Genomic DNA, 13,851 nt, shown 5'->3' on the forward strand with positions numbered 1-13,851 from the left:
AATGTGCGGTATCGCCGGAATTTTACAGCTAAACAACACAAGCCAGGTTAATCAAAGCGTATTAAAAATGATGAACACGTTGCAGTCCCACCGTGGTCCGGACGATGACGGCTATCATTTTGAAGCGGGTATTGGTCTGGCACATAGACGACTGTCTATCATTGATATTGCTGGTAGTCATCAGCCATTATTTAATGAAACGGGTGATGTCGCTGTGGTTTTTAACGGTGAAATTTACAATTTTGCAGAGTTAACAACAGAGCTCAAAGCACGGGGTCATATCTTTTCTACGCACGGTGATACCGAAACCATCGTCCACGCCTGGGAAGAATGGGGAGTAGACTGTGTTCAGCATTTCCGCGGCATGTTTGCGTTTGCTATCTGGGATAGAAACAAACAACAACTGTTTTTGGCCCGTGACAGAATGGGCATTAAGCCATTATTTTATAGCCTGCTTCCGAGCGGCGAATTGCTATTTGGTTCAGAATTAAAAGTACTTACTGCCCACCCTGAGTTTGATAAAAGCTTGTATTACCAAGGTATTGAAGATTACTTCACCTTTGGATATATTCCAGAACCTCGCAGCATTTATGCCAATACATACAAGCTAAATCCTGGTCACTATTTGTTAATAGATAAAACTCAACCAGCCAACTTGCAGCAAACACAGTATTGGGATATTGATTTTAGTCAGGCCGTATTGACTGAACAACAGGTAAAAGCTGAGTTACTGGAACGTTTAAAAGAAGCGGTCGATATTAGAATGATTGCAGAAGTACCGCTCGGCGCTTTTTTATCCGGTGGTGTGGATTCCAGTGCCATAGTCGCTCTGATGGCGCAATTACAGCAAGACAAAGCAGTAAACACCTGCTCCATTGGTTTTGACGACCAACAATTTGATGAAAGTGACTATGCCAGTCAGGTTGCCAATCAATACCAAACTAATCATCACAGCGGTATGGTTGATCGTAACGATTTTAGTCTGATTGATAAATTAGCAGCTTTATACGATGAGCCTTATGCCGATAGTTCCGCAATGCCGACCTATCGGGTATGCCAATTAGCCAGAAAGCATGTCACCGTTGCCTTGTCAGGTGATGGTGGTGATGAGCTATTTGGCGGCTATCGTCGCTATCGTTATCAGTTACATGAAGACAAAATGCGCGGTTTTATGCCACAGGCAATACGACAGCCGTTATTTGGAACCCTCGGTAAAGTTTATCCAAAATTAGACTGGGCCCCCCGTTTTTTAAGGGCAAAAACCACCTTCCAATCATTAGCAATGAATGCCGTTTCTGGCTACTGTAACACCATGTCTATTATGCGGGCCGATGCCAGAGCCGCGTTATTTTCGCCAAAACTTAAACAACAGCTGGCAGGTTATCAATCAGTAGAAGTATTTAAACGACATGCAGACAATGCCAATACTGATGATCCACTAAAACTGGTGCAATATCTGGATATGAAAACCTATTTGGTCGGTGATATTTTAACCAAAGTAGACAGAGCTAGTATGGCGCATTCATTAGAAGTAAGAGTGCCGCTGCTCGACCACAAATATGTGGAATGGGCTAGCCGGATCCCAAGTAGCATGAACATTAGCGCCAATGAAGGTAAAGCGGCTTTTAAGCAGTCACTGGAGTCACACTTACCACATGATATTTTATACCGTAAAAAAATGGGCTTTGCCGTGCCGCTGGCCAGCTGGTTTCGTGGCCCGTTAAAGCAAACACTGCAGCAGGCATTAAACTCAGAAGCGCTGGCCGATTCAGGATTATTTAACCAGCATTACATTCAACAATTGTATCAGCAACATATTAGCGGTAAGCGTGACCATAGTTCTGCACTATGGACTTTACTGATGTTTTCTCAGTTTTATCGTCAGCAGTTGGGTCAATAATTATGTGTGGCATACATGGTGTTGTGGCACTGCAACGTCCAAAACAATTTCCTGAGCAGTGGCTTGATTTAATGGGCGATGTCACCGCGCATCGTGGCCCGGATGATAGTGGCACTTACCTTGCTGATAACATTGCCCTTGGCATGCGCAGGCTGTCAGTAATTGATATAGCGGGTGGACAACAACCCATTAGTAATGAGGATGGCAGCCTGGTATTGGTATGCAACGGTGAGATCTATAATTACCGTGAGCTACGCGCCCAACTAGCAGATAACTATAACTTTAAAACTCAATCAGATGTTGAAGTTATTCTGGCATTATATCAGCAGTATGGTGTTGACTGCCTTAGTCATTTAAACGGTATGTTTGCTTTTGCACTGTGGGATAAAAACCGCCAGCAATTATTAATTGCACGCGATAGACTTGGTATTAAACCATTATATCTATGTCAGCATGATGGTTTCCTGGCTTTTTCTACAGAGAGTAAAGCTATTTTGGCACTACCGGGTATTAATGCTGAAGTTTGCCCTGAAGCATTAGAGCAATATCTGCAGTTAGGCTATGTACCAGCACCCTATTCTATGTTCAAAGGCATTCAAAAACTGGAAGTTGCCAGCTATTTACTGATTAACGACAAAGGTATCCAGCAGCAGCAATACTGGCAACCTGACTTTACCCAGGCCGAACAGCTTAGCGAGCAGAATTGGACAAGACAAATACGCACTCAGCTTGAGAGCTCCGTCGCTATGCAAATGGTCAGCGACGTGCCGATTGGTGCTTTTTTATCTGGTGGTGTTGACTCCAGCGCCATAGTGGCCTTAATGTCAAAACACAGCAAAGGGCCAGTACAAACCTATGCCATTGGTTTTGATACCGGCGATGCCGGCAACTTTTATAATGAGCTACCCTATGCCCGTGCCGTTGCAGAGCAATTTGGCACTGAGCACCGGGAAATACTGGTTAAACCCGATGTGGTTAGCCTGTTACCTAAATTACTCTGGCATATGGACGAACCAATTGCCGATAGTGCCTTTATTACCACTTATTTGGTGTCAGAATTCGCCCATAAAGAGGTAACCGTCATTTTATCCGGTGTTGGCGGTGATGAACTATTCGGTGGCTATCGCCGTTACCTTGGTGAGCACTACTTACAAAAATACCGGCGTCTACCAACCTGGTTACGGCAGAAATTATTAGTGCCCCTGGCGGGCAAACTGCCCAGTGATCGTCATTCTCGCTTGCTCAACACGCTAAGGTTAACCAAAGCTTTTATTCAATCAGCAGAACTTGATGATGCCGAACGCTACCAGCGCTATATGCAGGTATTCAGCCAGCAACAAACCGGGCAATTACTTTATAGCAACATATCACAGAACATCATAAAACAGCGTTACCAAAACAGTCACGCCAGCGAAGGCTTATGGCGTATGTTTGACACCGATCGGCAAAGCCAACTGCCCGATGATCTTTTACTGCTCACTGACAAAATGACCATGGCTACTTCGCTGGAATGTCGGGTACCGTTTTTGGATCACAAACTGGTTGAACTGGCAGTAAAAATCCCACAAAGTCTCACCATGAAGAACGGCCGATTAAAACATCTGCTAAAAGAGTCTCTTAGCGATATTCTGCCCGCCAGCATCCTCGACCGACCGAAACGGGGCTTTGGTGCACCACTGGGTGCCTGGTTAAAGCAGGAATTAGCGGCAATGTTGCGGTTATTTGTTAATCGCGAAACCGTTGAGCAACGTGGTTTACTGAACTGGGCAATTATTGAACAAACGCTTAGTCAGCATTTTAGCCAACAGGAAGATCATACCGATCACTTGTTAGCACTAATGAACCTGGAGATCTGGTGTCGCCTGTATTTAGATAAACAGAGCGCCGAACACATTTCAGAGACAATCAGGACGTCGTTATGAAAATATTATATGTTTGTCACCGTTTTCCCTTTCCGCCTAAACGTGGCGGGAAAATCCGCCCGTTTAATATGATTCGTCATTTCAACCAGCAAGGTCACCAGGTTTATGTGGCATCGTTAGCCCGCAATCCGGCAGAAGCAGCAGAAGGTGAAGGAATTAAAGAGCATTGTCATCACTATTATGCGGCAGTAGTGAAAGAACCGGTGCAATTTGCCCGCATGATCTTGCGCCTGCCATTAATTACGCCATCATCAATGGGCTATTTCTATAGCCAGGATCTTCACAATCACATTCAAAGCCTGCTAGCAGAGCATAAATTTGATCTGATTTTTGTGCATTGCTCTTCAGTAGCGCAGTATGTTGCTAATGTTACCGGCGTTCCAAAATTGCTCGATTTCGGTGATATGGACTCGCAGAAATGGCTGACCTATCGAGCTTTTAAGCCCTTTCCGCTCAGTTTGGGATATTACTTAGAAGGCAAAAAAATGCTACATGCTGAAAAGCGTTTGGCGCACAGTTTTGACCTATGTAGCTGCACCACTAAAGCGGAACTGGCCACCTTAGAAAGCTACAATACCGGGGTACCTTCTGCCTGGTTTCCGAACGGAGTAGACACCGATTACTTCACCCCTGGCACGGCACCTTACGAGCAGCACAGTATTTCTTTTATTGGCCGAATGGATTACTACCCAAATCAAGAAGCCATGCTGCAATTTTGCCAGCAAACTCTGCCATTAATCCGTGAACAAATACCGGATGTAAAACTGTATATTGTTGGCGCTGAGCCTACCCCGGCTATTAAGGCATTGGCTAATTTACCTGGCGTAATTGTCACTGGATCAGTACCTGATGTCAGGCCATATATTGTTAATACTGCAGCAATGGTAGCACCACTGAATATTGCCAGAGGAACGCAAAACAAAATTTTAGAAGCCATGGCCATGGCAGTACCTGTAGTTAGCAGCAGTCAAGCGGCAGGCGGGATTGATGCTGTTGCCAATCAGCATTTTTTAATTGCCGACACCCCAACAGAATATGCCAGTTCGTTAGTAAAGTTGATGCGCGATCAAACATATCGCCAACAATTAGCAGATGCTGGCCGACAACGAATGCTTACCCATCATCAATGGCATTTATCAATGCAACAGTTAGACATTATCGTGCGAAAATGTATAAACTTACATCAGGAAAAGCAGCTGACACAAAGGGAAGTGCAATAAATGAATATTAGTATTTTTGGTTTAGGTTATGTGGGTGCCGTATCCCTGGCTTGTCTCGCTAGAGATGGTAATCAAGTTATCGGCGTCGATATTGATCAGGTAAAACTGGATTTAATAAAAAGTGGTCAGTCCCCCGTTATCGAAGAAGGTATGTCTGAATTAATGGCAACCATGGCTGCCAGCGGCCGGGTAAGTGTTACACAAGACATGCAGCATGCTATCGATAACAGCGAAGTGTCTTTTATCTGTGTTGGTACACCTTCGCAAACTAACGGCAGTCAGGATCAAACTGCGGTATTACGTTTAGCCGAGCAACTTGGTAAAGCACTGGCAGGCAAAACCAGCCGCCACACTATTGTTTTTCGCTCGACCCTGTTACCAGGCACGGTAGAAGGTAGCTTAAAAAGCCTGTTAGAACAATATTCTGGTAAGCAGGATGGCATCGATTTTGATATCTGTTTTCAACCAGAGTTTTTGCGCGAGGGCAGTTCAATAAAAGATTACGACAACCCGCCTTTTACTATAGTTGGTGCGAATAACGAAGCGGCTCATCTGCAAATGCAACGGCTATTTGGTCATTTACCAGGACAATATCACCGTACCGATGTTAAAACTGCAGAAACGCTAAAGTATTTCTGTAATATTTTTCATGCCTTAAAAATTACTTTTGCTAATGAAGTAGCAAGGCTATGCGAAGGCCTGTCAGTCGACCCATTTAAAGTAATGGATTTAATTTGTGCCGATAAACAACTAAATATCTCAGCCGCTTATTTAAAACCTGGCTTTGCCTTTGGTGGCTCCTGCTTACCAAAAGACTTAAGGGCAATGCAATATGTCGCCAAACAAGCAGATATTGAAATTCCGATGTTGTCGCAGGTGTTAGCATCAAATCAAATACATTTTCAGCAAGCGGGTAAGAAAATTCTTGCTCTTGGTATAAGGGATATCGGCTTAGTCGGCCTTAGCTTTAAGTCTGGTACCGACGACTTGCGCGAAAGCCCACTGGTTGATTTAGCAGAGTACCTAATTGGTAAAGGCATGCAGTTAAGTATTTTTGATCCTGAAGTCAATTTATCTAGGCTGCTTGGTGCCAACAAACGTTTTATTGAAGAGTCAATACCACACATTGGTCAGTTAATGACCAACGACATCGATCAATTGCTGGCAAATAATAAAGTTATTGTACTTGGCTTAAATGACAAACACATTATTGAACAGGTATTGGCTGGCCTAACCTCAGAACATACCCTTATTGATTTGGTTCATTTAAAACAAGCCGCAGAGGTATCAGGCCGTTATATCGGGTTATGCTGGTGAACAGGTTAGTAAGTTGGCACAGTTGCCTGCTGCTAATAGCCATGATGATATTGCCACTATTGCTATTAATTGCGAAATTCCACAGTGGTACTGAGTTGGTGCGGCTACGCAATGCTATGGTGTTTAATGTGATAAGCATTGAACAAAGCCAGTGGCCTGGTGATAACTACCCCACAAATTTCCGACAAGAGTCAGCCCCACTGCCTGCGGCCATTAGTAAGGTTATTATTACACCACAAGCCAATGCACAGCCATTAGCTACGATGTTGCAGCAAGCCGCTGTATTAAACCTGGATCAGCGCCGCCTTGGTGGCGCTATTCAGGCCGATATCAGCACCACCTTAGCGCAAATTCAACAACAACGCGGTTACTGCGCCGACTATACCGAAGTAATTAATGTGTTTGGCCATGCGCTAAACATACCCGTCAGGGAGTGGGCGCTGGCGTTTGATGGTTTTGGTGGACATGGCCATGCCATAAACGAAATATGGGACCAGCACACTCAGCGCTGGCTTATGTTAGATGTTTTTAATGGCTTTTATCCGGTGGATCAGCAACAACAGCCAATGTCGGTACTAGAATTTAAACAGCAACTTATTGTCGACAGAACCAAAATAAATCTGACCAGATTATCAGATAAAGCCTTTGGCTTTAAAGACGACGCCCAAGCGCTGGATTATTATTACAATGGCCGGCATCAGTTTTATCTTTGGTGGGCCAATGACAACATTAGCTACGACAGGCAGCCACTAATTAAGCTGGCAGCCACCCTATCGCCGCACCTCGAACAAATGGTCGCCATTCTTATTGGGCAGTTCCCACAACTAATGGCAATAGCAGAACCTGATAACTTGCATATGATAAACACCATGCAACGTCTAAAGATAATGCTGTGGTTTTTATTTTTTTATCAGGTGTTGCTGTTTATCATGTTACTGGCAATGTTAATCACTTTAATTATTCGTCGACGCTCAAGGACTTAGCATGGCTGAACAAGGACCGTTACAAGTATTACATGTGTTTGATCACTCGGTGCCACTACACAGCGGATATGCTTTTCGCAGCCTGGCTATTTTGCAGCAGCAACAGCAATTAAATATTACTACCCGCCAGCTAACCAGCAGCAAACATTATTTAGCCGGCCCCAACCCGGAGCAGGTAGCCGGTTTAACCTTCTACCGAACTAAGCCAGGTTGGCTGGCAAAACTGCCAGTGTTAAATCAGCTGGACGTGATGCGCCAGCTAGAGCAACAGCTTACTAGTATGGTGAAGCAGCAAAGGCCCGATATTATTCATGCGCACTCCCCTTCTCTTAATGCGCTGGCTGCTGCCAGAGTAGCCAAACGGTTTAATATTCCGCTGGTCTACGAAATGCGCGCATCTTGGGAAGACGCTGCCGTAAGTCATGGCAGTTGTAAAGAAGGTGATTTACGTTACAAAATAGGCCAATGGCTGGAGAAAAAGGCGCTGCGTAGTGCTGATTATGTAGTAACCATCTGCCAGGGGCTTGCTACGCAAATAGCGCAATGGGGCGTGAATAAAGCGCGCATTGCTATCGTTGCTAATGCTGTTGATATTAGCGCCTTTAGTCCGGTAACCGCTAAAGACCCGCAATTAGAAGCCAGTTTAAAGCTTCAGGGGAAAACCGTATTGGGCTTTCTTGGCTCATTTTATCGCTACGAGGGGCTGCATATTCTGCTGGATGCTTTTGCAAAATTACTACCACAGCACCCAAATTTACGGCTATTACTGGTGGGCGGTGGTTTGCAGGAAGCCGCCCTTAAAGCGCAGGCCACAGCATTAAATATTAATAGTGCGGTTATTTTCACTGGCCGGGTTGAACATAATACCATCAGCCGCTATTACAGCTTGGTCGATATGTTTGTTTACCCTCGCCAGGCTATCAGGCTTACCGAAATGGTCACGCCACTAAAGCCATTAGAGGCCATGGCACAACAAGGTTTAGTGGTTGCCTCAGACATTGGCGGGCATCGCGAGCTTATTCGTCACAACGACACCGGAATTTTATTCGAGCCAGACAACCCAGATCAGTTGGCGGTAGTGCTGGCACAATTGCTTACTAACCGTGATGACTGGCCCAGAATAAAACAAAATGGCCGTAACTTTGTCGCTGCAGAGCGCACCTGGCAACATACTGTTGCGGCTATAATGCCGGTTTATCAGCAGGTGCTTAGTGCTAAAAAATAATCACCTGCCTCAACGCATTAACGTTACCCTGGTTGGGCCAATTCCACCACCAGCTGGTGGCATGGCAATGCAAACGGCACAATTATTACAGTTACTAAACAATTCAGAGCAGGTTAATGCCAGTTTAGTCGCGGTAAACCCTGCTTATAACCCACAGTGGGTTGGTAAAATACCGCTGGTGCGCGCACTATTTCGTTTAATTCCTTACTTTTGGCAATTGCATAAAGCGTTTAAACACACTGACGTAGTCCACCTCATGGCAAATTCTGGCTGGGCCTGGCATTTATTTGCAGCACCGGCTATCTGGCTGGCGCATTGGCATAAAGTGCCGGTTATTGTTAACTATCGCGGCGGTCTGGCAGCAAATTTTTTAAAAACACAACACCGTTGGGTGTTGCCAACGCTAAAAAAAGCAGCAGTTATTGTCACCCCAAGCGCATTTTTGCAAACCGTTTTTCAGCAATACCAGCTTAGCTGTCATATCATTCCCAACATTGTCGATACTGGTATTTTTTATGGCAAACTTAAGACCAGCTTAGCATTAGCACCCCATCTGGTGGTTACCCGTAATTTAGAAGCTATTTACGACGTTGCTACCGCCATCCGGGCCTTTGCGCTTATTATTAGCCAATTGCCACAAGCCCGGCTGACTATTGCCGGCAGTGGGCCAGAATATGCAACGCTGCTGGCTTTAGTTGCTCAGTTGCAGCTAGCCGATAGCGTCAGTTTTTGTGGCCAGCTCAACCGGACCGAAATGGCTAAGTTGTATGCCAGCGCTGACATCATGCTTAACCCCAGCACTGCCGACAACATGCCAAACTCACTGCTGGAGGCAATGGCCGCGCAGGTGTTAATAGTCTCAACAAATGTCGGCGGTATTCCTTATATGGTTAAAGACCAACATGATGCCTTATTAGTGCCGGTGGCTGCAGAGCAAGAAATGGCGGCAGCCGTTATGTCCTTGGTAAAACAGCCACAACTCACCGAAAAATTAGCAGGCGCAGCCCGGCAAAAAGTGAATCAGTATTTACCAGCCGAAGTAATACCAAACTGGTTGCAGTTATACCAAGAATGTGGACATATCAATGCGTGACATAGTCATTTTTCTGCTTATTGTCGGCAGTATTCCGTTTATTTTACGCCGACCTTTTATTGGTGTGTTGGTATGGTGCTGGATAAGTTACATGGTACCGCACCGCATGGGCTGGGGTTTTATACAAACTCTGCCAGTAGCGGCCATCATTGGCATGGTACTCTTGGTAAGTTATTTATTTAGTAAAGAGCCAAAGCGTATTCCATTTAGCAGCCCTATCATATTTTTACTACTGTTCAATATCTGGATGTTTATCACCTTTATAATGAACGTGAAAGACGCTTATGCCATTTCGCAATTCGAAAAAATCATGACAATCCAGTTTTTTACACTGGTTATTTTAGCATTACTGACCAGCCGGCAGCGGATTGAACAGGCATTGTGGGTAGTGGCGTTAAGCATTACTTTTTATGGTGTTAAAGGCGGCATTTATACCATTATGACTGCCGGCGGCGGCCGGGTTTGGGGACCCACTGGCGGTTTCTTTTTTGGCAACAACGAATTAGCATTGACCCTGCTAATCATAATACCCATCTTATTTTACTTACGTTATTTGGTACCCGCTAACCAGCGCTGGCTAAAGTTAGGCTTTTTGGCCGCCATGGGTTTATGCGTATTAGCAGCGTTGGGAACTCAAAGCCGAGGCGGGCTGGTAGCCTGTGTTTGTGTTGGCTTTTTTCTCTGGTTAAAAGGCCCGAATAAACTGGCAATCGCGCTAGCCATTATACTAGCGACACCGGTGGTGTATCAGTTTATGCCCGATCGCTGGCATGACAGAATGGAAACCATTATCGAACCCGATCGGGAAAGTTACGACACATCAGTACAAGGCCGCTTTAATTCTTGGGAAATGGCCTTTAATATGGCAAAACACCGACCATTTGGCGGTGGTTTAAATGGTTTTAAGCGGGAGCATTTTTATCTTTATGCTCCCGAACCAAACCGTATACATGATTCACACAGCATTTATTTTCAGATTATGGGCCATCATGGTTTTATTGGCTTTTTCCTCTGGCTGGCTATTTATTTTAGCAGTTGGCGAAGCGCTAAGCATACTATTACGCTAAGTGGTAAACGCGAAGATTTGCAATGGGCGGCATTACTGGCAAAAATGCTGCAGTGCAGTTTAATTGCCTATGCTACTGGCGGTGCCTTTTTAGGTTTAGCCTACTTCGATTTACCCTATCACTTGGTTATTACAATAGTCGCGTTACAGTTGGTGGTAAAAAAACAGCTGGCCGCCGAAAAACGGCAGCAAAGCAGTGCCCGCACCAATTCGGCTATTATTAAAGTGCAACTAGGGGGCAACTATGACTAACGTATATACCAAACTGATTAGTAACATATTATTCCCGCTGCATGAGCGTTTAAAAAGCCATACTACGTATAACATGTTAGCCCGGCTGGAAAAAAGCCAATGGTTAAGCCCCGAGCAGATAAACACCATACAACAGCAACGACTGCAGGTGTTTGTTGCTAACATTAGCCAGCATTCACCGTATTACCAACAACTTTTTGCCGCGAATAATCTAAAAGCCAGTGATATTACTACCGCTGCCGACTTAGCTAAATTACCCTTTCTAACTAAACAGCGCATTACCGATAATCAGCAGACACTGTGTAGCCAACCGCAAGAACAGCTGCAGCGCTACAATACCGGGGGCTCCAGTGGCGTGCCGCTTATTTTTTATATGGGTAAAGCACGGGTAAGCCACGACGTTGCTGCCAAATTACGGGCAACCCGCTGGTGGGATGTAGATATTGGCGACCCAGAAGTAGTGCTATGGGGCTCACCGATAGAGCTGGGAAAACAAGACCGCTTTAAAAAAATTCGTGACGGCTTATTTCGCTCATATTTGCTACCTGCCTTTGAATTTACCCCGGCCCATATCGACGCATACCTGCGGCAGCTGCAACAGTTAAAGCCAAAAATGCTGTTCGGTTACCCGTCGGTTATTCATCAGTTAGCGCTGGCGGCTGAAGCCCGGCAGCTTAACCTTAGCCAGCTGGCCGTTAAAGTGGTTTTTGTTACCTCTGAAATGTTATTTGCACATCAGCGTGCCGTTATTGAGCGGGTATTTCAGTGCCCGGTTGCCAATGGTTATGGCGCCCGTGATGCCGGCTTTATTGCCCATCAATGCCCTGCCGGCAGTTTACACATTAGTGCTGAAGATATTATTGTCGAAATTATTGGCGACGATGATAAAGTCGTGCCGCTTGGCGAAAGTGGCGAAATTGTTATTACTCACCTGCAAACCCAGGCATTTCCTTTTGTAAGGTACCGTACCGGTGATATCGGCCAACTTGCGACTGAACCCTGCAGCTGCGGTCGTGGCTTACCGGTGTTAGCGCAAGTTAATGGCCGCACCACTGACTTTATGCTAACCACTGCTGGTGACAAACTGCATGCCTTGGCACTTATTTATGTACTGCGTGACCTAACTGAAATCAAACAATTTAAAATTATCCAGCATGCATTAACCGAGGTAGAAGTTCAGCTCGTCACTGGCGCACCGCTGAGCAGCGAACTTACACAGTATATTATTAAGCAGTTTCAGCAACGCCTTGGAAACGACTGCACTATCACCCTGCAGCATCTGGCCAATATCGCCAGCCTGCCAAATGGAAAACATCGTTATGTGGAATCTAAACTGGCGCATTAACCTTAGCTACCTGACAGCAATATGCCTGCTATTGCCAGGCAATGTATTGGCGGCCCCGTTAACGCAAGACAATATTATTGCCATCGACTGGCATGAGGGTAATAAACAATTTGAAGGTGCTAGTCGAAGTTATAGCTATGCTGCAGCTTATATCAGCTGGCCGTCGGAGCAAATGGGCGCCTGGGTTGATTCCAATATGTTATTTCTAGGTAAGCACCCATTTGCACGCCAGCAAATCAATCATGTGCAAAAGAATCAGCTTGTGAACTGGCAGGTAACTACCTTGGTAAAAAGTATAGCTGGTTCTGGGCAACCGACTATAGACATACTGCTGCAGGGTATTGAGAGCACAGGAACCACTAATTTTCATAGTAAAGAGTCTGATAATAATAAAGCACCAACTTTAATCATTACCACGTCAGCCGGAAACACTCTAAAAACGATTGCATTAATGGATAGTTTTCTGGACAGCAGCACGGTTCGTTCTTTAGGCGAAAGTAAAAACCTTAAAGTAGGTTCTCAAAATGTTGGCCTATTGCGTTTCGATATGCCAAAGCTGGCGTTAAATGAACACATCGAGGCAGCTGAATTACAACTTATTGTCAAAAAACAATATGGGGCCAGCGATATTGGTGTGTTTTGGCTGGCGCAGCAACGACAACCCGTCAGCGTGTTAACCGATTTTACCGATAAAAAAATTATATTCACTGAAGATTTTTCCAGTCGCAACTGGGAAGACAAATGGAGCATTCTGGACCGGCGCAGCCGGGTTGAACGGGTAGCAGCCCCCAACCGACCAGAAGATTACGCCCTTAAAGTTGAATTTAACCCAGAGCAAAACCTGGCATTAAACCTGGTATTACTACTTAAATCACTGTTAGCCGAAGAGCCTGAGGCGCTGTATTTTCAATATGATTTATTTTTAGCCGATAACTGGCGGGCCACCAAAGGCGGTGGTAAGTTTCCTGGCTTAGCCGGCACTTACAATAGAGCTGGCTGGGGTGGCCGCTCAGCCGATGGTACTAACGGTTGGTCGGCCCGCGGCCAATTTGGTGATACTGTAAGCAGCGACGATAAATTTAATAATTCTACCCCACTGGGTTTCTATAGCTATTACCCCGATAACGGCCAAAACCATGGTGCTACCATGTATTGGAATTTGAGTCGCGACCCGATAGCCCCTGGCAAATGGTATCGGATAACCCAGTATGTCAAACTTAATACACCGACTAAGCAAGATGGCGTGCTTAAAGCCTGGATAAATCAGCAACAGGTGTTCGAGCAAACCAATATCCGCTTTCGCGATACCGACCAGCTAAAAATAGAACGGCTATGGCTAAACTTCTACCATGGCGGTACCGCCAAACCTATTAAGCAAATGGAGCTGTATATTGACAATATTATCCTCGCCACAGAATAGCGCTTGGCAATGTGTTTGTTTTTACTAAGTTAGCGCTGGCTGCTGGCTATTTTAACCGTTTATTGATATAAAACGTTTTGTAATTACCCTCGTTAAAATGGACTTTAG

10 protein-coding genes are annotated in these 13,851 nt (G+C 45.2%); all 10 read left to right on the forward strand.

Features of this window, described 5'->3' with window-relative positions:
* Position 1 precedes the first annotated feature (1 nt).
* The 10 genes from VT06_RS07230 to VT06_RS07275 are packed head-to-tail and all read left to right on the forward strand — an operon-like array spanning position 2 to position 13,743.
* Entirely contained in the window at positions 2-1,900 is a 1,899-nt protein-coding gene (locus VT06_RS07230; protein WP_046553614.1) for an XrtA/PEP-CTERM system amidotransferase, read from the forward strand.
* A gap of 2 nt (positions 1,901-1,902) precedes the next feature.
* On the forward strand, positions 1,903-3,822 hold the full coding sequence (gene asnB, locus VT06_RS07235; RefSeq protein ID WP_046553615.1) for an asparagine synthase (glutamine-hydrolyzing): 1,920 nt from the start codon (positions 1,903-1,905) through the stop codon (positions 3,820-3,822).
* Positions 3,819-5,042 (forward strand): TIGR03087 family PEP-CTERM/XrtA system glycosyltransferase, encoded by a 1,224-nt coding sequence (locus tag VT06_RS07240; RefSeq protein ID WP_046553616.1) that lies wholly within the window; start codon positions 3,819-3,821, stop codon positions 5,040-5,042. Before asnB ends, VT06_RS07240 begins: the two co-directional genes overlap by 4 nt.
* A complete protein-coding gene (locus tag VT06_RS07245) occupies positions 5,043-6,359 on the forward strand; it encodes a nucleotide sugar dehydrogenase (protein WP_046553617.1) in 1,317 nt (438 codons plus the stop codon).
* Positions 6,356-7,342 carry a hypothetical protein gene (locus VT06_RS18440; protein WP_200897933.1) on the forward strand — a complete coding sequence of 329 codons (987 nt, stop codon included), beginning with the start codon at positions 6,356-6,358 and terminating at the stop codon, positions 7,340-7,342. The genes VT06_RS07245 and VT06_RS18440 overlap by 4 nt, the downstream gene beginning before the upstream one ends.
* A gap of 1 nt (position 7,343) precedes the next feature.
* The gene (locus tag VT06_RS07255) at positions 7,344-8,567 is read left to right on the forward strand and encodes a TIGR04063 family PEP-CTERM/XrtA system glycosyltransferase (RefSeq protein WP_046553619.1); all 1,224 of its coding nucleotides are present in this window, start codon (positions 7,344-7,346) and stop codon (positions 8,565-8,567) included.
* On the forward strand, positions 8,554-9,660 hold the full coding sequence (locus VT06_RS07260) for a glycosyltransferase family 4 protein (protein WP_052750189.1): 1,107 nt from the start codon (positions 8,554-8,556) through the stop codon (positions 9,658-9,660). The genes VT06_RS07255 and VT06_RS07260 overlap by 14 nt, the downstream gene beginning before the upstream one ends.
* Positions 9,653-10,978 carry a putative O-glycosylation ligase, exosortase A system-associated gene (locus tag VT06_RS07265; RefSeq protein ID WP_046553620.1) on the forward strand — a complete coding sequence of 442 codons (1,326 nt, stop codon included), beginning with the start codon at positions 9,653-9,655 and terminating at the stop codon, positions 10,976-10,978. The genes VT06_RS07260 and VT06_RS07265 overlap by 8 nt, the downstream gene beginning before the upstream one ends.
* Entirely contained in the window at positions 10,971-12,323 is a 1,353-nt protein-coding gene (locus VT06_RS07270) for a phenylacetate--CoA ligase family protein (RefSeq protein WP_046553621.1), read from the forward strand. The genes VT06_RS07265 and VT06_RS07270 overlap by 8 nt, the downstream gene beginning before the upstream one ends.
* Positions 12,298-13,743, forward strand: a complete 1,446-nt coding sequence (locus VT06_RS07275) for a polysaccharide lyase (RefSeq protein ID WP_046553622.1) — start codon at positions 12,298-12,300, stop codon at positions 13,741-13,743. Before VT06_RS07270 ends, VT06_RS07275 begins: the two co-directional genes overlap by 26 nt.
* Positions 13,744-13,851 lie beyond the last annotated feature (108 nt).

It is taken from the genome of Arsukibacterium sp. MJ3, assembly GCF_000987765.1.
GTDB lineage: Bacteria > Pseudomonadota > Gammaproteobacteria > Enterobacterales > Alteromonadaceae > Alishewanella.

Excerpts from the sequence above, each read along its gene's own strand:
- VT06_RS07230 (WP_046553614.1), top strand. The coding sequence starts at position 2 with ATGTGCGGTATCGCCGGAATTTTACAGCTAAACAACACAAGCCAGGTT.
- asnB (WP_046553615.1), top strand. The coding sequence starts at position 1,903 with ATGTGTGGCATACATGGTGTTGTGGCACTGCAACGTCCAAAACAATTT.
- VT06_RS07240 (WP_046553616.1), top strand. The coding sequence starts at position 3,819 with ATGAAAATATTATATGTTTGTCACCGTTTTCCCTTTCCGCCTAAACGT.
- VT06_RS07245 (WP_046553617.1), top strand. The coding sequence starts at position 5,043 with ATGAATATTAGTATTTTTGGTTTAGGTTATGTGGGTGCCGTATCCCTG.
- VT06_RS07255 (WP_046553619.1), top strand. The coding sequence starts at position 7,344 with ATGGCTGAACAAGGACCGTTACAAGTATTACATGTGTTTGATCACTCG.
- VT06_RS07265 (WP_046553620.1), top strand. The coding sequence starts at position 9,653 with ATGCGTGACATAGTCATTTTTCTGCTTATTGTCGGCAGTATTCCGTTT.
- VT06_RS07270 (WP_046553621.1), top strand. The coding sequence starts at position 10,971 with ATGACTAACGTATATACCAAACTGATTAGTAACATATTATTCCCGCTG.
- VT06_RS07275 (WP_046553622.1), top strand. The coding sequence starts at position 12,298 with ATGTGGAATCTAAACTGGCGCATTAACCTTAGCTACCTGACAGCAATA.